At 62.5% G+C, this 19808-nt stretch carries 18 protein-coding genes; 9 read left to right on the forward strand and 9 right to left on the reverse strand.

From position 1 onward, the window contains the following. The 8 genes from CAL18_RS09225 to flhD all read right to left on the reverse strand — a co-directional run. Window positions 1-877: Tar ligand binding domain-containing protein (locus CAL18_RS09225; protein WP_141217755.1), on the reverse strand; the 877-nt coding region annotated here is incomplete at its 3' end. 69 nt (window positions 878-946) lie between these two features. Then, on the reverse strand, window positions 947-1447 hold the full coding sequence (gene cheW, locus CAL18_RS09230; RefSeq protein ID WP_026639854.1) for a chemotaxis protein CheW: 501 nt from the start codon (window positions 1445-1447) through the stop codon (window positions 947-949). A gap of 13 nt (window positions 1448-1460) precedes the next feature. Continuing rightward, window positions 1461-3569, reverse strand: coding sequence for a chemotaxis protein CheA (gene cheA, locus CAL18_RS09235; RefSeq protein ID WP_094796771.1), 2109 nt, complete (start codon window positions 3567-3569; stop codon window positions 1461-1463). Window positions 3570-3597: 28 nt separating this feature from the next. Continuing rightward, window positions 3598-3978, reverse strand: coding sequence for a response regulator (locus tag CAL18_RS09240; protein ID WP_094817723.1), 381 nt, complete (start codon window positions 3976-3978; stop codon window positions 3598-3600). A 2-nt stretch (window positions 3979-3980) separates the two neighbouring features. Then, window positions 3981-4934: a flagellar motor protein MotB gene (motB, locus tag CAL18_RS09245; protein ID WP_026639857.1), complete on the reverse strand. Its 954-nt coding sequence runs from the start codon at window positions 4932-4934 to the stop codon at window positions 3981-3983. A gap of 12 nt (window positions 4935-4946) precedes the next feature. Further along, window positions 4947-5822: a flagellar motor stator protein MotA gene (gene motA / locus CAL18_RS09250; protein WP_026639858.1), complete on the reverse strand. Its 876-nt coding sequence runs from the start codon at window positions 5820-5822 to the stop codon at window positions 4947-4949. Window positions 5823-5939: 117 nt separating this feature from the next. Next, window positions 5940-6518, reverse strand: a complete 579-nt coding sequence (gene flhC, locus CAL18_RS09255) for a flagellar transcriptional regulator FlhC (RefSeq protein WP_026639859.1) — start codon at window positions 6516-6518, stop codon at window positions 5940-5942. 13 nt (window positions 6519-6531) lie between these two features. Continuing rightward, window positions 6532-6855, reverse strand: a complete 324-nt coding sequence (flhD, locus tag CAL18_RS09260; RefSeq protein WP_094796772.1) for a flagellar transcriptional regulator FlhD — start codon at window positions 6853-6855, stop codon at window positions 6532-6534. 331 nt (window positions 6856-7186) lie between these two features. Here flhD and CAL18_RS09265 point away from each other — a divergent pair, with 331 nt between their 5' ends. The 7 genes from CAL18_RS09265 (at window position 7187) to CAL18_RS09295 (ending at window position 16386) form a co-directional block, all read left to right on the forward strand. Beyond that, entirely contained in the window at window positions 7187-7927 is a 741-nt protein-coding gene (locus CAL18_RS09265; protein WP_026639861.1) for an RNA polymerase sigma factor FliA, read from the forward strand. A 153-nt stretch (window positions 7928-8080) separates the two neighbouring features. Further along, window positions 8081-9217 carry a FliC/FljB family flagellin gene (locus tag CAL18_RS09270; RefSeq protein WP_094817830.1) on the forward strand — a complete coding sequence of 379 codons (1137 nt, stop codon included), beginning with the start codon at window positions 8081-8083 and terminating at the stop codon, window positions 9215-9217. A 186-nt stretch (window positions 9218-9403) separates the two neighbouring features. Then, window positions 9404-13312 (forward strand): TDP-N-acetylfucosamine:lipid II N-acetylfucosaminyltransferase, encoded by a 3909-nt coding sequence (locus CAL18_RS09275; protein WP_094817724.1) that lies wholly within the window; start codon window positions 9404-9406, stop codon window positions 13310-13312. Window positions 13313-13316: 4 nt separating this feature from the next. Beyond that, window positions 13317-14066 carry a WbqC family protein gene (locus CAL18_RS09280; protein WP_170940310.1) on the forward strand — a complete coding sequence of 250 codons (750 nt, stop codon included), beginning with the start codon at window positions 13317-13319 and terminating at the stop codon, window positions 14064-14066. Next, window positions 14066-14746, forward strand: a complete 681-nt coding sequence (locus tag CAL18_RS09285) for a formyltransferase family protein (protein ID WP_094817726.1) — start codon at window positions 14066-14068, stop codon at window positions 14744-14746. Before CAL18_RS09280 ends, CAL18_RS09285 begins: the two co-directional genes overlap by 1 nt. Before the next feature lie 17 nt (window positions 14747-14763). Then, on the forward strand, window positions 14764-15594 hold the full coding sequence (locus CAL18_RS09290; protein WP_094817727.1) for a hypothetical protein: 831 nt from the start codon (window positions 14764-14766) through the stop codon (window positions 15592-15594). A gap of 9 nt (window positions 15595-15603) precedes the next feature. Further along, complete coding sequence (locus CAL18_RS09295; protein ID WP_026639866.1) at window positions 15604-16386, forward strand: hypothetical protein; 783 nt, start codon at window positions 15604-15606, stop codon at window positions 16384-16386. Between the two features lie 25 nt (window positions 16387-16411). On the opposite strand, the gene CAL18_RS09300 is transcribed toward CAL18_RS09295, so the two are convergent. Next, the gene (locus CAL18_RS09300; RefSeq protein WP_094817728.1) at window positions 16412-17524 is read right to left on the reverse strand and encodes a DegT/DnrJ/EryC1/StrS family aminotransferase; all 1113 of its coding nucleotides are present in this window, start codon (window positions 17522-17524) and stop codon (window positions 16412-16414) included. A gap of 222 nt (window positions 17525-17746) precedes the next feature. Between CAL18_RS09300 and rfbA the strand changes: the two genes are divergently transcribed. Together rfbA and rfbB are read left to right on the forward strand one after the other, a co-directional pair. Then, window positions 17747-18640, forward strand: coding sequence for a glucose-1-phosphate thymidylyltransferase RfbA (gene rfbA / locus CAL18_RS09305; protein WP_094796777.1), 894 nt, complete (start codon window positions 17747-17749; stop codon window positions 18638-18640). Window positions 18641-18655: 15 nt separating this feature from the next. Then, the gene (rfbB, locus tag CAL18_RS09310) at window positions 18656-19759 is read left to right on the forward strand and encodes a dTDP-glucose 4,6-dehydratase (RefSeq protein WP_094817729.1); all 1104 of its coding nucleotides are present in this window, start codon (window positions 18656-18658) and stop codon (window positions 19757-19759) included. Window positions 19760-19808 lie beyond the last annotated feature (49 nt).

The following is a 19808-nucleotide window of genomic DNA, read 5'->3' on the forward strand; positions in this document are numbered from 1 at the left end:
TGATCTCGTCAACCCCGCGACGAACCTGCGACACCGTGCGCGCCAGGTTCTCCTGCATCCGCTTGAGCGCCGCAAACAACTGGCCTATCTCGTTGCTGTTGCGAACCTCTACCCGCGCCGTCAGGTCGCCGCCCGCCATGCGGTCGAAATGCGTGCCGGCCTCGCGCAGCGGCAGCAGCACCCGGCGCCGCAGGAAAACATAAGTTGCAAACACCAGCAGGGCCGCCATGGCGCTGCCCAGCCCCACCGCCGCCAATACGCCCTGGTAGCGCTGGGTTGCGAGCACGTGCGCATCCTGCAACATGGCGGCACGCCAGAAGTCGAAACCTTCCACCGCTCGCGCAAAGCGCGCCTCCATGGCGTCGTGCATGACTTGCGCACCCTTCTGGTAGGCCGCCATGTCGCCGCGTTCGAGCATGCCGAACAAAGGCGCGATGCCTTGGCGCAGCAGCGCGCCATGGGCCTGGTCGATCTCCTCGAGGCTGTCCTGCGATCCGGCCGGACGCGGCAGGCCCTTGAAATACTGATATTCGGTTTCGGCGCGATTCATGGACGCGCTGGCGCGCTGCAAGAGGCCCTGGGCTTCGGCGCCCAGGCGGCCCGATGCCGCCGCCTGTTGTCCCCCGCCGGACACAATGCCCGCATAGTGCGCATTGGCTGCGCGCGACAAGCCGGTAACCACGTCTTTATAGCTATTCACCACGCGGGTCAGCGCGTCGCTGACTTCCTGGGCCTGGCGGATGTCCGCCAGCGTGCCATTGCTGATACGCAGCGACAACACGCCCAGCACCGCGCCAATCACCAGCATCAGAGAGAAAAAGCCCAGTACGCCCAGCAGGCTGGTGCGTATCGTTATATTGGCCAGGAACTTGCGCATGATTGATTAGAACCCCCGACTCTACGTCACACGGCGGCAGCCCGCGGCGCCCCTGCAGGGCCGCCGCGCTTAAGAGGCCACCTTCTCCACCAGCGCCATTTCGTCGCTGGTCATCAGTTTCTCGATATCCACCAGGATCAGCATCCGGTCATCCAGCGTACCCAGCCCCGTCAGGTACTCGGTAGACAGCGTTGCGCCGAACTCGGGTGCGGCCCGTACCTGACCCGCGTTGAGCATCAGCACATCCGAAACGCCGTCGACCACGATCCCCACTACGCGATGGTCGAGGTTCAGGATGATGACCACGGTCTGTTCGTTGTATTCGACGCGGCCCAGGTTGAACTTGATGCGCAGGTCCACGATGGGCACGATGATGCCGCGCAGGTTGGTCACTCCCTTGATAAAGGAGGGCACATTCGCAATACGGGTCACCGCATCCGCGTCGTAGCCGCGGATCTCCTGCACTTTCAGGATATCGATGCCGTACTCTTCGTCTCCCAGCGTGAACACCAGGAATTCACTGCCGACGTCTTCGACGCGCGCGGCCTGCGTTTGCGGTTTGGCTGCCATTAAAGGTTCTCCGTCAATTCAGTACGGCGTCGGGTTGCGCCCATTTCTCGCGATTGGCCCGCGCCAGCGCGAACACATCCACAATCAGCGCCACGCTGCCGTCACCCAGGATGGTGGCTGCCGATATCCCCGGCACTTTGCGGTAGTTCGATTCCAGGTTCTTCACCACGACTTGATGCTGGCCCACCAGATGGTCCACCAGCAGCGCAAAGCGGCGGTCCTGCGCCTGCATGATGACCGCGATGGCCTGGGTGGGATCGGCCTGCGCGCCGGCCACGCCGAACACGCGATGCAGCTCTACCAGCGGCAGGTATTCCCCCCGCACCTGCATCACCTGCTCCTCGCCAGCCACCGAGTACATCTGGTCCCTGGTGGGCTGCAACGATTCGGTGACATGGTTCAGCGGCAGGATGAAGGTTTCGTCGCCCACCCGCACCGACATGCCGTCCAGGATGGCCAATGTCAACGGCAATACGATGCGTGTCGTGGTGCCCTTGCCGGGCACGCACGACAATTGCACGTGGCCACCCATGTCCTGGATATTGCGGCGCACCACATCCATGCCCACGCCCCGGCCCGAAATATCAGTGATCTGTTCGGCGGTGGAAAACCCGGGCGCGAAGATCAACTGCCAGACCTCTTCGTCCGGCGTGTTTTCACTGACGGGCAAGCCCTGGGCGATCGCCTTGGCCAGGATTCTCTCGCGGTTCAGGCCCGCACCGTCGTCGCTGACCTCGATCACGATATTGCCCCCATTGTGCTCGGCCGACAGTATCAGCTGCCCTATCGCCGACTTGCCCGCCGCAACGCGCTTCTCCGGGGTCTCGATGCCGTGGTCCAGGCTGTTGCGCACCAGATGGGTCAACGGGTCGATGATGCGCTCGATCAGGCTCTTGTCCAGTTCGGTGGCGCGGCCAAAGGTCTGCAGCTCGATCTGCTTGCCCATCTTGTGGGCGATGTCGCGCACCAGCCGCGGAAACCGACTGAACACGTAATCCATGGGCATCATGCGGATCGACATCACCGCCTCTTGCAGATCGCGCGCGTTGCGCTCGAGCTGCTCCATGCCGTTGAGCAGCCGATCGTGCAGTACCGGGTCCAGGGACGAGGCCGTCTGCGCCAGCATGGCTTGCGTAATGACGAGCTCACCCACCAGGTTGATGATCTGGTCGACCTTCTCCACCCCCACGCGAATGGACGTAGATTCCTTGTCGGCGGGTCCCGCCGCCTGCCCGCGCGCGGGCCTGCTCCCGGCTGCCTGCTGCGGTGCGCCCGCCTCGGGCGACGCCGGCGGCGGCGCCGCGGCAGCCGCGGGCGCCGGCACCGGCGCTGCCGGCTCGGGCACGCCGGGCTTCGATGCCGCAGGCGGGGCTTCGCGGCGCACGTCGAGCTGGTCGGCATTCACGATGAAGCAGCAGACAACCTCGATATCGTCCGGACCGCAGGTCGTCTCCACCCAGACCGTCAGGCCATCATCGTCGCGCTCGTGGGCCAGCACCGTACCCAGATTGCCCATCTCGTGCAGCAGCGATTGCCCATCCTTATCCGAAACGCCGGTAATGCGAACCCGCAACGGCATAGCCTCGCCATCTGCCGCATCGGCCTGCGGCGCAGCCGCGGCAACGGCCGGCGCCTCGGGCGCGCAGACGGGCGGCGGCCCGGCCTGGCCGGCGGCTGCCGCAACCGCCTGGTCCCGCGCGTCGCCATGCTCCTGCCCATCGTCCTGCTCTTGCGCCAGACGCCGCAACACCGCGCAGATCCGTTCGTATACCGCTTCTTCCGGCTCTTCCGAGGCGCGGTAGGCGTCCAGTTGGCTCTTGAGCACGTCTTTCGTTTCCAGAAAAATGTCCACCATGTCTGCGCGCAGCGCCATTTCCCCCCGCCGGATCGCATCCAGCAGGTTCTCAAGCAAATGGGTCGTGCCGGCCAGGTGCTGGAAGCAGCCGAAGGTGGCCGCGCCGCCCTTGATCGAATGCGCAGCCCTGAATATCGCGTTCAACTGTTCGATATCCGGGTTGTCGACATCCAGCATCAACAACAACTGCTCCATCTCGGCAAGCAGCTCATCCGCTTCGTCGAAGAATGTCTCGTAGAACTGACTGAGATCCAGACCGCTGCTCATAGACCGTACGCCTTCCGTTCGAACCCGCTCATGCGCCTGATTGCGCGCCAAGCAGTTCAGATGCCCATTCCACCAGCACGCCGGGGTCCAGCGGCTTGTTCAGCCAGCCGTTGACGCCCAAGTCGCGTGCCGCGCGCTTGCTTTGCCCATCGTCTTCGGTTGTCAGGATCAGCACAGGCAGATCGCGGTAACCCGGATCTGCTCGCAATTCGCGGATCAGTGACAAACCGTCCATTACCGGCATATTCCAGTCGCTGACCAGCATGTCGACACGATGGCTGCGCGCCAGATCCAGGGCCTGCCGGCCGTTGCCGGCCGCAATCACCTGCCAGCCGGCGTCGCTCAATGCGGCCTGGACGATCATGCGCATCGTCGCCGAGTCGTCCGCCACCAGGATTGTTGCTGTCATCACTACCTTGCCGTATCGCCTGCAGGGATACGCGGCGCCAGGGACGAAACGACTTCCCCGGGCCCGCGCAGGCTCAAATCAGCGGCCGCCGCGTCGGCCGCGGCCGCATTTTCCCGCTCAATCTGCTGCTGGGTGCGCCGGTTCAGCACCACCAGGCTGATACGACGGTTAACGGCCGCATACGGGTCATCTTTAACGAGGCTCATGCTGGACGACAGGCCCTGAATGCGCATGAGCTTTCCTTCGGCCATGCCGCCGGCCACCAGCTCCTGGCGCGACGCATTCGCGCGATCGGCCGACAGCTCCCAGTTGCTGTATGCCCGCTCGCCTCGCGCGTACTGGGTCGCGTCCGTATGGCCGGCGATACTTATCTTGTTGGGCAATTCGTTCAACACCGGCCCCAGCTCGCGCAGGATATCGCGCATATACGGCTGCACCTCGGCGCTGCCCGTGGCGAACATCGGGCGGTTCTGATTGTCCACAATCTGGATGCGCAGGCCCTCTGTCGTCATGTCGATCAACAACTGCGGGCGGAAGTTCTTCAGTACGGGGTTCTCTTCCAGCATGGCATCCAGACGGCGCTTCAGGCGTTCCAGCGCGTGCCGGTCCCGCCTCTCGCTATCGGGCAGCACCTGTGACTGGACACGGTCTCCTTCGGCCCTGCGCACATCGCCCTCGTCGCGCAGCGGATCGTGTCCGCCTCCCGGGATCGCACTGGTCTGCGCCGACTGGCTGGGGCCTCCCGTCAACGCTACCCGCAACGGCATGCGGAAATACTCCGCCAGTCCCTTCAGCTCTTCTTTGGGGACGATGGCGATCAGCCACATCACCAGGAAGAAAGCCATCATCGCCGTGATGAAGTCGGCGTACGCGATCTTCCAGCTGCCGCCATGGTGCACGGCCTGTGTCGCACGCTTGCGACGGACCACCACCCGGTGATTGTTCAGCGAACTCATCGGGGCTTCCCGTCAGGCGCGGCCTGTAGCGGCGGTTTTCGCCTGCCGCACATGCTCTTCCAGCTCACCGAACGACGGACGCACCGAAGAGAACAGCACCTTGCGCCCGAACTCCACGGCCAACTGCGGCGGATAGCCGTTCATGCTTGCCAGCAGCGTGACCTTGATGCATTCGAGCACCTTGACCGATTCCGACGTGCGCTGCGCCAGGCGCGCGGCCAGCGGGGCCACGAAACCGTACGCCAGCAACACCCCCAGGAAAGTGCCCACCATGGCTTTCGAGATCAGGTCGCCCAGTACCGCCGGGGGCTGGTCCACCGAGCCCAGCGCCTTGATGACGCCCAGCACCGCCGCCACAATCCCGAATGCCGGCAAAGCATCTGCCACCTGCTGCAGCGAATGGCAAGGCACGTCGCGCTCATGCCGGTAGGTCTCGATTTCCTCGTCCATCAGCGTCTCGATCTCGAACGAGCTCATGTTGCCGCTGATCATGATGCGCAGGTAATCGGTAATGAACTCCATCAGCCGCGCGTCCTGCAGAATGCGGGGATATTCATTGAAAATCGGGCTGGCGTCCGGGTCCTCGATGTGCGACTCGATCGCCATCAGGCCTTCCCGGCGAGCCTTGTTGAGCAACACGTACAGCAGCGCCATCAGCTCCATGTACACCTCTTTGCTGTACGGAGCCCCCTTTATCGCCTGCGGCAGCGACTGCCCTATCAGCGAGAGCGATTTGCGGGTGTTGCCCGCCAGAAAGGCGCCCAGCGCGGCGCCTGCGATCAGGGTCAATTCAAACGGTTGGTACAGGGCCCCCAAGTGCCCACCCAGCGCGACGAAGCTGCCGACCACCGCGACGAGCACCACCGTATAACCAATAACAATCAACACATCGGGCCTCTGCCATCGAGTCTAGAGTTGGCGACAATGATCTCCCGCGCAACCGCGTGCAAAAGCACGGGTTACGGGGAATTTTCGGGGGCTTTTGGACTTATTGAGGCGGCCCGCTCAGGAACGCGGGGCCGCCGCCATGGGCGCGCCTGCGCCCAGCGCGGCGCGGGCCTTTGCGGCAGCCCGGGTCTTGCCGGCCCGCGGCGGCGGGCGGCAGATCGCGCACACGAAGTCCCCCTGGGGATCATGGGCGTGGGCGATGAAATGCCCGCCGCACTGCCGGCAGGCAGAAAGCTGCAGCATGCCGCTATCAAAAAACCTGACCAGCATCCATGCCCGGGTGAAGCTGAGCAACGGTTCGTCGCCCTGCCCGACTCCGGCGTGCTCCAGGTACAGGCGGTAGGCGTCGATGGTGGCGCGGATGCCGCGGCTGGCCGTACGTGCATTCAGGAACGAGTACACGTTGTAGAACAAGGACGAATGGATGTTGGGCAACCAGGTCATGAACCAGTCGACCGAAAACGGCAACATCCCCTTGGGCGGAGAACAACCGCGGATTTCCCGGTACAGGCGCGACAGGCGGTCGTGGCTCAGGCGCGTTTCGGCCTCGAGAACCTGCAGGCGCGCACCCAGCGAGATCATCGCGCTGGCAAGGAGAATGTCGTCCGCTTCCTGCGCAACACTTTTGATAGACATGGCGGCAGACGGCTCAGGAGAGCTGCTCGACCGGCTGCTGGGCCAACAGAATCGTGGCATGGGCCTGTTGCAGCGCCCCGCCCAGCACGTCCTGGGTCAACGCCGACAGCAAGCTGTAGTCGTCGAACCGGAAGCGGCACAGCAAAGAGCTCGAACTGGCCAGCTTGACCAGCTGGGCGGGCGACAGACGCATCAGAATATCGGCCACTTCGTTGCTGAAACCCAGGCGGAACAGTGCTGCCGCATAGTCGTCACGCAGCATCCGCTGAGCCAGCAGCAGGTACGACAAGTTGACTTCCCGGATGTCGGCGAGCAAAGAACTATCTGCTGTGTTCACGCTATGGGCTCCTAGTTAAACAATGGTGTCATTACAAGCAACCGCAACTGGCGTCGGTGTTCCGCAGCCTTGTCACTAACGATACTGAATGTATCTATTGCTACCAATATGCGTGCAATTTATCATGCATATTGTCAATATTTATGACATTTCTCACAAATAAGGCCGTTTAGCTCGAATTTTGCTAAAAAAACACAGTTTAGTTACATTCGCACACGTTGTGTGTTAGTGAAACCTGTAAACAACCCGTCAAAACATTTCTTTTTTGTACAAATGGATCTGCCGGCGTTGCCGACAATCGTCGCTTGGCCTTCGATGTCGACCTATACGCATGCCTTACGCCGATGACAGCCTGGTGCGCTATGCGCCACTGGTACGCAAGCTTGCGCTGCAGATGCTCGCGCGGCTGCCGGCCAGCGTGCAGCTCGACGACCTCATCCAGGCGGGGATGATCGGACTCCTGGACGCGACGCGACGCTACCAGGAAACACCGGACGCCCAATTCGAAACGTACGCCACCGCGCGCATCCGTGGCGCCATGCTGGACGAGCTGCGCAGCCAGGACTGGCTGCCCCGCAGCGTGCGTACCAAAAGCAAGCGCATCGAGGCGGCGATCCAGCGCAAAGAACAAGAACTGATGCGCCCGCCCTCCGAAGGCGAGATTGCCGAGGAACTGGACATTTCGCTGTCCGACTACCAGGCGATGCTCAACGACGCGCGCGGCATCCAGATCATGCATTACGACGAGCTCGGCGCCGGCGATGGCGAGGAACGAGGGTGGCATGAATCCGCCTGCGATCCGTCCACGGACCCGTTGCAGGCCCTGCTTGCGGGCGACTTGCGCCGAGCACTCATCCAGGCGATCGACGCGCTGCCAGAGCGCGAGAAACTCGTGCTGTCGCTGTGCTACGAGCAAGGCCTGAACCTGAAAGAGATAGGCGCGGTGCTGGAAGTCACCGAGGCGCGCGTATGCCAGCTGCGCAGCCAGGCTACCGCCCGCATCCGCGCGCATCTGAAAGCGGGTGCGTGGCAAGCGCTGCCGGCCGAGGCGGGCCTGGCTCAGGTTCTATAGCGTCCGTCAAAAAGCACAGAAAAAAATAGCCGAAGGCCTCGCTTAAGTTGCCGGCAAGCGCGCCGTTACCCAGAGCAGCGGGGCATGCTGCCTCGCGAAGTGGGCGGCCTGGCTGCCCGGTTTGAAGAAGCCTTTCTCTCTTGGGAGCTATTCATGGCTGCTGTTATCAACACCAATTACCTGTCTCTGGTTGCGCAAAACAACCTGACGAAGTCTCAATCGGCCCTGGGTTCGGCCATCGAGCGCCTGTCCTCGGGCCTGCGCATCAACAGCGCCAAGGACGACGCTGCCGGCCTGGCAATCGCCAACCGCTTCACGTCCAACGTCCGCGGCCTGACGCAAGCGGCCCGCAACGCCAACGACGGCATTTCGATCGCTCAAACGACCGAAGGCGCCACCGCCGAAATCACGACCCACCTGCAGCGCATCCGCGAACTGTCGGTGCAAGCCGCCAACGGCACGTACTCGTCGACCGACCTGGCCTCGATGCAAGACGAAGTCGAGCAACGCCTGGCCGACATCGACCGCATCAGCCAGCAAACCGATTTCAACGGCGTGAAGGTCCTGTCCGCCGATCGCAGCCTGACGCTGCAAGTCGGCGCCCGCGACGGCGAAACCATCACCGTCGACCTGAAAGAAATCAGCTCCAGCACGCTGAGCCTGGCCGACTTCAGCATCGCCGGCCCGACCGGCACCGCTTTGCCCTACACGGGCGGCACCGCAGCCGGCGACGTGACGCTGAAATCCACCGATGGCTCGGGCGATCCCGCCGCGGTCAGCGCCGCTGCCGTCACGCTGAAGGACGTGAGCACCGGCACGCTGCAACCTGGCCTCACGGGCGCTCTGGACCTGGTCCAGGACGAGCGCGGCAACTGGTACGTGACCGAAGGCTCGGGCGCGACCCAGGTTTACTACGCTGCCAGCGTGAGCGTAACGGGCGGCACCGGCACCGGCGCATCCGCCGCCCCCACCGCCACGGTGACCTACGATTCGACCAAGGCCCTGGGCACCGCCAGCGACGATCCGATGGCCAAGCTGGACACGGCCCTGAACACGGTCGACACCCTGCGCAGCAACCTGGGCGCGGTGCAGAACCGCCTGGAGTCCACGGTGTCGAACCTGAACAACATCGTGAACAACCTGTCGGCTTCGCGCTCGCGCATCGAAGATGCCGACTACGCGGTCGAAGTGTCCAACATGACGCGTGCCCAGATCCTGCAACAGGCAGGCACCTCGGTCCTGGCCCAGGCCAACCAAGTGCCGCAGACGGTTCTGTCGCTGCTGCGTTAATCGCGAAAGCGGGCCGGTCCGCCAGGCCGGCCTGCCGGATACTCCCGTATCCCCTGGAAAGCCCCTTTTAGAAGGGGCTTTTTTATTCGCGCCCCAAATAGACGGTTTTTTTGTTCGCTCTCCGGCATATTGCCGGCATCGGCCCGGCGGTACCCTGACGCCCTACTTCATTTTGCAAGCCGGCCCATGCCCAGAACCGTCCGCCCGCCCCGCAAGCCTTCCGCCTCCGGCAAAGTCCTTACCATCATGGGGCTGTCCGAACAGCAGGCCATGTCGCGTACGCGCAGCCACCCAGGTGATGTCAACGCCTGGAAAAGCCTGGGCGCGCATTGTGTAGAATCGGGCCGCCTGGCCCAAGGGCGCACCGCCCTTGAACGGGCCCTGGCCATGGCGCCCCGCGATGCGGAAGCCCTGCGCGTGATGGCGGACCTGGAAGTCAAGGCCGGCGCGCTCGAAAATGCCCGTGCGCGGCTCGAAGCCGCCCTGGAAATCGAGCCCGGGCATCAACTCGGACGCATCAAGCTAGCTGAAATCCTGCACCGGCTGGGACGCCACGATGACGCGCTGCAGTGCCTGGATCAGATGGGCAACCCTGATCCGCATCGCGTAGCCTGGCTGTCATGGCGCGGGGTGATCCTGCTCGCGATGCAGCGCTATGACGACGCGCGCAAGGACTTCGAGGCCCAGCTTCAGCTTGCGCCCACCGACTATTCCGCCTGGAATAACCTGGGAAACGTCCACCGGGACACCGGCAACCTGGACGAAGCTGCGCACTGCTATGGCAAAGCGGCGTCTTACAACCAGACAGATCCGCTGCCGCGTTCGAACCGGCTGACTGCCATGCATTACCAGCCGGATGCGACGGTCGAAGACATCCTGCAGGCGTGCAGGGACTGGGGAGCGGTGTTCATGCCGGCCGTGCGCCCCGAGCGGCCGGTGCCGGCAGACCGCACGCCGTCCAGAGTGCTGCGGGTAGGCATGTTCTCGGACGGATTCCGCCAGCATCCTGTCGGCACCATGACGGTTTCCGCGCTTGAGCACCTGGCGGCGCACGGAATCGAGATCTACGCCTACACGACGAACAACTCCGTCGATGCGATTACGCGCCGCTTCATGGCGCTCGCACGCCAGTGGGCGCCGATATATCACCTGGACGACACACAGTTCGCTGCACGTATCCGCGAAGACCAGATCGATATCCTGATCGACCTGAGCGGACACAACGCGGGTTCGCGCATCCGGGCGATGACCATGGAGCCGGCCCCCCTGCTGGTCAAGTGGGTGGGCGGGCTCATCAATACGACGGGCGTCGAGGCCATCGACTACCTGATCAGCGACCGCATCGAATCGCCGGCCGGCAGCGACCACCTGTACACCGAAAAGCTCATCCGCATGCCGGATGACTATATATGCTTTGTGCCGCCGCCCAGCCCACCGGCAGTGGGTCCACTGCCGGCATTGCGCAATGGCTACATCACTTTCGGGTGCTTCAACAACCCGACCAAGGTCAACCGGGCTTTGTTGGCACGCTGGGCGGAGTTGATGCACGCGGTGCCGCACTCGCAACTGTTCCTCAAGGGCGCGGCCTATGCCACTGCCGAAATGCGCCAACGCGTCGTCGACACCCTGGCGGGGCATGGCATTGCCGAAAGCCGGCTGCGGATCGAGGGGCGTTCGCCCCATCTGGAGCTGCTGTCCCGATATAACGAAGTCGACATTGCACTGGACCCCTGGCCGTACTCTGGCGGCCTGACCACATGCGAAGCCCTGCTCATGGGGGTTCCCGTGGTCACCCTGCCAGGGCCCACGTTCGCGGGCCGGCATTCGGCCACACACCTGGTTAACGCAGGCATGCCAGAACTGGTCGCCCGCGACTGGGCTGAATACCAGGCACGCGCAGTCGAACTGGCCAGCGACCTGCAAAGTCTCGCCGCCATACGCACCCATCTCCGTGACGTCCTGCTGAACTCGCCAGTCTGCGACGCTCGGCGATTCGCGCGGCACCTGGCCGTCGCCCTGAGGGCCATCTGGTGCCGCTACTGCGACGGCAAGGCCCCCGCGGCCGTCGTGTTGACCGATGATGGCCGACCCTGGTTCGAGGACGAACCTGACGCACGCGCCCTGCCCGGTCCGGCCGAAACAGGTCATGGCGGCTTCAGCTTCTCTTTCCAAGGCAAGGTAGTCACCGTCGACCACGGAGGCGGGCTGGCGAGCAGCCGCCGCATCAGCGAGCTGAACCGCCTGGGGACATTCACCTTCCTTGCGATCGACCCGGCGGGACGCGTACACGGCGCAGACGCGCTGCAACGCGAAGGCGACCTGCAGCATCATCCGCATATCGCGCTGGGCGACGGACAGGATGCAACGCTGTATGCGTGCCTGGACGCCGCATTCAGCGGCACCCTGGAACCACTACCCAAGGCAAGTATCTTCCCTCTGGCGCGCAACGGCAGTGAAGTACTGGCGAGACTGCCAATTCCCACGATACGTCTTGACGACGTGCAAGGCCTGCCACGCGCCGAATGGCTGATATTGGACAGCGCCCACGACAACCTGAAGGTCCTGGCCGGGGCGCATCGCGCACTGGCAACGACGCTGGTGGCACAGGTCGCCGTCGACATGGTTGCGCTACGCGCAGGCCAGCCCCACCTGGACGACATCAGCCGCGCGCTGCGCCAGCATGGGCTGCGCCTGTTGCGCCTTGCCAATATGCAGTACCAGAGCTACCTGGACTGCCCCCCGGCGAATACCGACGGCGTGGCATCGCAACTCGTACGCGCCGACGCGGTATACGTTCCGGACGAGGCCCGCATGGCGGCCTTGACTGACGATGAACGGCGCAAACTGGCGTTCATTCTGCATACCTGCTATGGCGCCACCGATATGGCAAGCGCGGTGCTGGACGGCGCGCGAGACGATGCGGGCTCCCGCTACCGCGCCACCATGGGTTGGACGCCACCCGCCGAACAACGCCCCCATCCTGACTCGGTTAACGCGGCAGACACCGGCCCGCGGCGATTCGTGCATATTTTCTATAACAATATGCACAACCAACAATTCATCTCGATACTGGCCGATCCCGAGGTCAACCGGACATTCCGCCATGACGTATTTGTAGAGCGGTCTGCGTCTATCCCCGGATACAGCAACGACCTGAGCTGCCACCCCAGGGCGTCATTCTTCGACCACGCGGCGGACCTGCAGCGGATCGCGCAGGCCGCCAGCGCCAGCGACGTGGCGGCAGTTATTTTTCACGGCATGTTCTTCGCGTGGCAGAAGAAGCTGGTAGAACTCGTGTCACCCGACAAGAAAAAGGTGTGGGTGGCATGGGGAGGCGATCTCTATGGGCCTATACAACGGCAGGCGCTCATCACGGATACGGTCCGCAGGCTCGATGCCGTGGCGACGCTCACTCAAGGAGACTACGAGGTCTTCACGCGCCACTACGGCCCCAAGCCGCACATTCCGTTCTCTTACGCGAGCGCCTCGCGCTTTGCCGATATCCGGATTCCCGTAAAGAAAGACAACACCATCTTTATCGGCAACAGTGGCGACCCTACGAACAACCATGTCGAGATCATCGAGGCCCTGGCAAGCAAGCAGGACATCAAAGATTACGATCTGGTCATTCCCTTTTCTTACAACGCCCCGCCGGGCTACGAGCCCGTGCTGATCGAGGCGCTGAAGAAACATGGGCTGATGGCCCGGGCGAACATTCTGCGCCAACTGATAGACCGGGCGGAATACCTTGAGATGCTCGCCCGCGCGCGTCTTTTTATATCGGCCCATCATCGCCAGCAGGCCATGGGCAACATGCTTGCCTCCATCTATTTCGGGGCCGGCACAGTCTTGCGCAGACGGATCTCGGTAGGCGGAGACATCATCGCCAATCCCGCCTGGGAGCGCATGGTTAATGAGTTTTCGGCAGCGCCCGTGGACTTCGCCGATCTGCCGCGGTATTGCACCATTGCAGAGCTTCCGGCGCTCGATGGCGCAGCACTGCAGGCTGCGCGGTCCCGAATTGATGCGCTACAGGATATGCAGCGATTCAAGCAGAACGTGGCGGCGACTTTCAGCGCAATCGCGGATCTGTAGAGCCATGACGGACACCGCCTCTGCCTGCCAGCAATGGCCGCCTCATGCGAATACCGTCGCGATCATGCAGCCCTATGCGTTTCCGTACCTGGGCTATTTCAACCTGGTACAGGCATGCGGAGTTTTTGTCTTCTACGACGACGTGAACTTCATCACGCGCGGGTGGATCAACCGGAACCGGGTTCTGGTCAACGGGCAGGCGCATCAATTCTCCATCCCCTTGTCGGGCGCCAGTCAGAACAAGCGGATCCTCGATGTCGGGCTGCATGACTTCGGCGCTTTCAGAAACAAGTTCCTGAAACAACTTAACCATGCGTACTGCCGTGCGCCCTTCTACGAGTACGGCCTGGCCTATGCCGAAGAGGTGCTGTCAAGCGATTACGATCGGATCGCCGACCTGGCCATCGCGTCAGTCACTCTGCTGTTCAGGAAGCTGGGGATCGATCGACGCTTCCTGCGATCTTCGGAAGCGTTCCCGGCATCCGTCGGCACCGGCCGCAGCGGCCGGCTGATCGATATCACCAAGGCATTGGGCGCATCCCGCTACGTGAACCCCGCAAGCGGCGCCTCGCTTTACGACAAGCCGCATTTCGAGGACAACGGCGTGGCCCTTTCGTTCCTGCAACCGCTCTTGCCTGAATATCGGCAGGTCGGTCCGGCAGAATTCGTGCCGGGGCTGTCCATCATTGACGTGCTGATGCACAACGACCACGACAGCGTCCGGCAGATGCTATCCAGTTATAGATTGCAGTGATGACCGACACAGCCATGTATAGAGTCGTCTTTCTGGGCAGTACCGGTGGCGCCGTACTATCGCGACTGGTCTCGCACGAATTCGTGCGGGAGTTGACGCACGAAGTCGTGGCCGATCGTCCATGCGGATTTCTCCAGATCGCGGAGCAATCCGGCATGGCGACGGCAATGTTGCCTGCCAATAACGGCCACGAGTTTTCCATGGCGTTGCATCGCCGCTATGACGGCATGTCGAATCTCATCTTCCTGAGCTTCTATACACGCCTGCTCACAAATCCGCTGCTCGATGGCCACAAGGGACGACTGTTCAACTGCCACCCTTCCGTGCTGCCGTCCTTCAAGGGCATGCATGGGTTCGACGACACGTATGCATCCAGCAGCCTGTTCATGGGTTGCTCCCTGCACCAGATCGACGCCGGCATCGATACGGGCCCCTGCGTGCTGCAGGCGGCCCTTCCCATTGATCGCCGCCTGCCCAAGGCGCAGTTAAGGCATGGCGTATTCCTGGCGCAATACTATTCGGCGCTGCAATTCTTCCTGTGGCTGAAACAGGGCCGCCTGGTTATCGATGCCACGGGCCATGCCTCTGTCCGTGACCTGCAGTTCCGTACTTCGCCGTTTTCGCCGAATCTGGATGCGGATTTCTTCGCCCAGTGCGGAATCCCGAACGAACTTATATAGCAACCGTACCGACCGACATGCCGCCGGCCAGCCGCCCCCCCGTAGACCTGCGCAATGACGCCAACCATCCGCTCGTGCTGCGATACGCCGAAATACACGAATCGGCGCTTCTGGACGGCTGCCTGGCGCACGGCAGGGCGCAGCCCTCGCTTTGCATGAATACCTCGACGCCCTTCTACAGAGCGGCCCGCCGCGCCGTAGAGCACGGAATCGACCGTCCGGACGCCGTCGATCTGGTCCGCGAGGCCCTGCGCGCCTACTACGACCAGGTCCAACCCTCCAGCGCGGCCGAATGGCTGGGATTGGGCGCAGATGCCGCCGTGGCATTGCAGACCGCTCCGCCATGGGCTGCAGTGTTTCCGTGGCGCGCCCGCACGCTGGATTCTTACCGCATGGCGTATGAGAAAGCCGCTTACGAAGAAAATCGCGCCACCGGGCGCGACAGGGGCATAGAAGATGGCTGGCTCTTCTGTGGCCCGGTCAGCGGCGAAAAAATGCAGATAGAGGCCGAACGTATCGTCTATGTACTGCGCCGCATCGCGCACACCGGCTATCAGCGGTCAGACGATCCCGATGGCGATGTCAAGGCCACGGCACTGGTAAACGAAAACATGGAATGGCGCTGGCTGATCACCGCCGGCAACCATCGTGCCAGCGCGGCGGCTGCCCTTGGCTACGCGTCCATTCCGATACGCGTGAACCTGGTTATCAGCCGCGCCGACGCGCCGTTCTGGCGGCATGTGCGGGAGCGCCTGTTCAGCCTTTCCCAGGCTCTCTCGATCTTTGACAACATCTTCAATGGCCGGCCCACGCCGCTCGCCGATGCGTGGCTGCGCAATCCCGCATAAGGAATCTACATGAGTATCTCGACCCAAGACGCGCTGCACCTGCGCGATATCCTGCTGAACCAGGCGCAGAACGAAAAGCACCGCGGGTATCACATCCTGCCTGAGCGATTTCTTCAGGCATTGGCCGGATCTCATGAAAACACCTATACCTTCTACGAACGCGAGCGATTCCGCTATTTTTGCCAGCATGTCGATTTCCAGGGAAAGAGCGTCATCGATATTGGCTGCAATATCGGATACTTCCTGTTCAGCGCACTGGACCGGGGCGCGTCCAGGGTGACGGGATACGAAGGCAAAGCATCATGCGGCGCATTTTTGCATGCCGCCATCGAAGCAGCCGCGGCAGGCGACCGGTTCAGCTTTTTCAATGAATACTACAGATTCAACACGCCCGCCGAGCCGCACGATATCGGCATACTGCTCAATGTGCTTCATCACCTGGGCGATGACTATGGCAACGCCACTGACATGGCATCGGCCAGGCAACAGATGCTGCAGCAGCTTAACGGCTTGTCCGCGTCGGTAAGCACGCTTATTTTCCAGATGGGTTTCAACTGGAAGGGCGATCGGAACGCCTGCCTGTTCGACCGCGGCACGAAAGCCGAAATGATCGACTTTGTGCAAACGGGCACCCGGGGCCGATGGGCCGTGCGCTCGATTGGCATCGCCCAGAGAGATGCCGGCGGTGTGCAGTATCGGCCGGTGGACGAATCGAACATTGCGCGCGATGACAGCCTGGGCGAGTTTCTGAACCGCCCCATCTTCATTCTGGACTCAATGGCCAGGCCCTGACCCGCCTGCGCCGTAGCGGGCCGCGCTATCGGCCCGCGTTTCGGATCAGGCCCGCAACGCGCTGCACATCATGCAGCGTCAGCGACGGATGCAACGGCAGGCAGATCACGCTTTCGGACAGCCGGCGAGCGTGTGGCAGGCTGGCCGGAGCGGCCGAGGCAACGCCGCGATACATGGGTATGTCGCTGATCAACGGATAAAAGTATCGACGGGCATAGATCTGCCCCTCGCGCAGCCTGTCGTAAAGCGCATCCCGTTCGAGCGGATATGCGTCACCGACCAATATCGGGAAGTACGCATAGTTGGCACGCCCGGCGTGGAATTTCGGGCAGCGGATGCCCTCGATACCATCCAGCTCCTGCAGGTACGCATCCCAGAGCATGCCCCGCCGGGCAATCGCGGCGTCGACGTGGCGCAGTTGCAGCAGGCCGAAGCCCGCCTGCACCTCGTTCATCTTCCCGTTCAGGCCCGGCCCGATAATCGTCGTTTCACCCGCAATACCAAAGTTCTTCAGGGTGTTCAGCTGCTGCTTGGTTTGTGGGTCAGGGCAGACGACCGCCCCGCCTTCGAACGTATTGAAGACCTTGGTAGCGTGAAAACTCAGTACGCTCAGATCGCCGTGGCGCAATACACTGCCGCCGGCATCACGGACGCCGAAGGCATGCGCGGCGTCATACACCACTTTCAGGCCATGCCGCCGTGCGATCGCCTCGATCGCATCGACGTCACAAGGGTTGCCGTAGCAATGCACTGGAAGAATGGCGGTCGTCGCCGGCGTAATGGCAGCCTCGATAGCAGCCGGATCGATATTGAAAGTGTCCGGGTCCACATCAACGAAAACGGGCTTCAACCCATTCCATACCAACGCGTGTGCGGTCGCGACGAACGAGTACGGCGTCGTGATGACTTCGCCCTGTACGCCCATCGCCTGCAGGGCCGTTACCAGCGCCTGGGTGCCATTGGAAAACAGCGCGATGTCGGGCACCTCCAGGTAGGCGCACAATTCGCGCTCCAGCTGTTGGTGAAACGGCCCGCCGTTGGTCAGTATCTTGCTTTGCCAGATACTTTCCAGGCACGGCAGGAATTCTTCGAGCGGAGGAAGAAAGGGCTGTGTGACGTGAATGGCGTTGATGCTCATGATCGGATAGCCACCAACCCCGCGGCTGGCACGATTAGATTGGCGCACGCAGCGCCTGCAGTATCGCAACGCAGTCTAGCAGCGCCCCGCCGCCACCAAAACGTCAAACTGGCGGCCATTTGCCGCTTGATCTTCCTGCTGGCCCTGGGCCGAACGCCGCATACTTGCGCGCAACGCAGCTTCAGGGCGTCCCGCTCATCGATCCCCGGGGCGTTTGTCCGCATGTCTATCCAACGCAAAGCCATCATTCTTGCCGGCGGCAACGGTACGCGTCTGCACCCCATGACGTGCTGTGCGAGCAAACAGCTATTGCCGGTATACGACAAGCCGATGGTGTATTACCCCTTGTCAGTACTGATGCTTGCGGGCATACGCGACATTCTGATTATCTCGACCCCGCAGGATCTTCCGCGTTTCGAATCGCTGCTGGGCAGCGGTTCCGACATCGGACTCAACCTTTCCTACAAATGCCAGACGGCACCCAGGGGGCTGGCCGATGCATTTATCGTAGGCGCTGATTTCATCGGCGACTCTGACGTCGCGATGATCCTCGGCGACAACGTGTTCTACGGCATGGGGCTATCCACCATGCTGCGCAAAGCCAACGCCCGCACCGAGGGCGCCACGGTGTTCAGCTACCAGGTGCTGGATGCGCGCCCCTTCGGCGTCATTGAAGTGGACGCGCACGGCAAGGCCGTCAGTATCGAGGAAAAGCCCGCCACGCCGCGCTCCAACCATGCGGTAACGGGCTTGTACTTCTACGACAATCAGGTGGTGGACATTGCCCGGCGGCTCGCGCCATCCCCTCGGGGCGAGCTGGAGATCACCGACATCAACCGCCAGTACATGCGGATGGGTATGCTGCACGTGCAGCCGCTGGGACGCGGCTTCGCGTGGCTGGACACCGGCACGCCGGACGGCTTGCTCGATGCGGCGAACTTCGTCGCCACGGTGGAGCGCCGCCAAGGGATGAAGATTGCGTGCATTGAAGAGATTGCCTGGCGCCAGGGTTGGCTGGACCAGGACGGCCTGCTTGCGCAAAGCGACCGGTATGGAAAAAGCTCCTACGGGGCGTATCTGAAACGCATAGCCCAGGATTCCCTGGCGCACGCCTGACCATCCCCCTTTTCCATGCCAGATCCCGATCGCACCGAAGGCTTGCCCGGCCCTTTGCTCGTCACCGGCGGCGCCGGCTTTATTGGGTCTGCCGTTATACGGCATGCTGTCGACCACACTCTGTATGATGTAGTCAATGTCGACAAGCTCACCTATGCCGGTAACTTGCGAGCGCTATCATGCGTTGCAGGCCGGCCCGGGCGGTATGTGCTCGAACAGGAAGACATCTGCAACGCCGACGCATTGCGGCGCATCTTCAAGCATTACCGGCCGTGCGCAGTCATGCACCTGGCTGCCGAATCCCATGTAGACCGATCCATCAGTGGGCCTGCGGCATTCATACAGACCAATATCGTCGGCACCTACATGTTGCTGGAGGCGGCCCGCGAATACTGGTCGCAGCTATCCCCGTGCGCACGGCAACGCTTTCGCTTTCACCACGTTTCCACGGACGAGGTCTACGGCGACCTGGATGACAGCGGCACGCTGTTCACAGAAACCACGCCTTACGCCCCCAGCTCGCCCTATTCGGCCAGCAAAGCGGCATCGGACCACCTGGTGCGCGCCTGGCACCGCACTTATGGATTACCGGTTGTACTGAGCAACTGCAGCAACAACTACGGCCCGTACCAGCATCCGGAAAAGCTTATTCCGCTGATAATCACCCGTGCGCTGGCCGGACAGCCGTTGCCCATATATGGGCAAGGACAGCAGATCCGCGACTGGCTCTATGTCGAAGATCACGCGCGCGCCCTGTTCACCGTGCTCGAACATGGCGCGACCGGCGCCACGTATAACATCGGCGGCCACAATGAGATGCGCAACATCGACGTGGTTCACCTGCTGTGCGGCCTACTGGAGGAAATGGCGCCCGAGAAGCCTCGCGGGGTTGCACGCTACACCGACCTGATCACCTTCATCGCCGATCGCCCGGGCCACGATTTCCGCTACGCGATCGACGCCGGCAAGATCCAGCGCGAACTGGGCTGGACGCCTGCCGAGACCTTCGTCTCGGGCCTGCGCCGCACCGTCGCCTGGTTTCTGGCGCATCGGGACGAATGGGCAGGCGGGACGCTTGCAAGTACCGAAAGCCTGCCGGCGGCAGCCCGGGCGGCGTGATACTGGCCGCACCGACCCTGCCAAAAAACAGAAGCCGCCCCAAAAGGGC

This window comes from Bordetella genomosp. 7 (assembly GCF_002261415.1).
Lineage (GTDB): Bacteria > Pseudomonadota > Gammaproteobacteria > Burkholderiales > Burkholderiaceae_B > Bordetella_A.

Coding starts and splice junctions, on each gene's coding strand:
- rfbA (WP_094796777.1), top strand. CDS start 17,747: ATGTCTATCCAACGCAAAGCCATCATTCTTGCCGGCGGCAACGGTACG.
- rfbB (WP_094817729.1), top strand. CDS start 18,656: ATGCCAGATCCCGATCGCACCGAAGGCTTGCCCGGCCCTTTGCTCGTC.
- CAL18_RS09290 (WP_094817727.1), top strand. CDS start 14,764: ATGCCGCCGGCCAGCCGCCCCCCCGTAGACCTGCGCAATGACGCCAAC.
- CAL18_RS09295 (WP_026639866.1), top strand. CDS start 15,604: ATGAGTATCTCGACCCAAGACGCGCTGCACCTGCGCGATATCCTGCTG.
- CAL18_RS09285 (WP_094817726.1), top strand. CDS start 14,066: ATGACCGACACAGCCATGTATAGAGTCGTCTTTCTGGGCAGTACCGGT.
- CAL18_RS09300 (WP_094817728.1), bottom strand. CDS start 17,524: ATGAGCATCAACGCCATTCACGTCACACAGCCCTTTCTTCCTCCGCTC.
- flhC (WP_026639859.1), bottom strand. CDS start 6,518: ATGTCTATCAAAAGTGTTGCGCAGGAAGCGGACGACATTCTCCTTGCC.
- CAL18_RS09240 (WP_094817723.1), bottom strand. CDS start 3,978: ATGACAGCAACAATCCTGGTGGCGGACGACTCGGCGACGATGCGCATG.
- CAL18_RS09280 (WP_170940310.1), top strand. CDS start 13,317: ATGACGGACACCGCCTCTGCCTGCCAGCAATGGCCGCCTCATGCGAAT.
- CAL18_RS09270 (WP_094817830.1), top strand. CDS start 8,081: ATGGCTGCTGTTATCAACACCAATTACCTGTCTCTGGTTGCGCAAAAC.
- CAL18_RS09275 (WP_094817724.1), top strand. CDS start 9,404: ATGCCCAGAACCGTCCGCCCGCCCCGCAAGCCTTCCGCCTCCGGCAAA.
- motB (WP_026639857.1), bottom strand. CDS start 4,934: ATGAGTTCGCTGAACAATCACCGGGTGGTGGTCCGTCGCAAGCGTGCG.
- cheA (WP_094796771.1), bottom strand. CDS start 3,569: ATGAGCAGCGGTCTGGATCTCAGTCAGTTCTACGAGACATTCTTCGAC.
- cheW (WP_026639854.1), bottom strand. CDS start 1,447: ATGGCAGCCAAACCGCAAACGCAGGCCGCGCGCGTCGAAGACGTCGGC.
- CAL18_RS09265 (WP_026639861.1), top strand. CDS start 7,187: ATGCCTTACGCCGATGACAGCCTGGTGCGCTATGCGCCACTGGTACGC.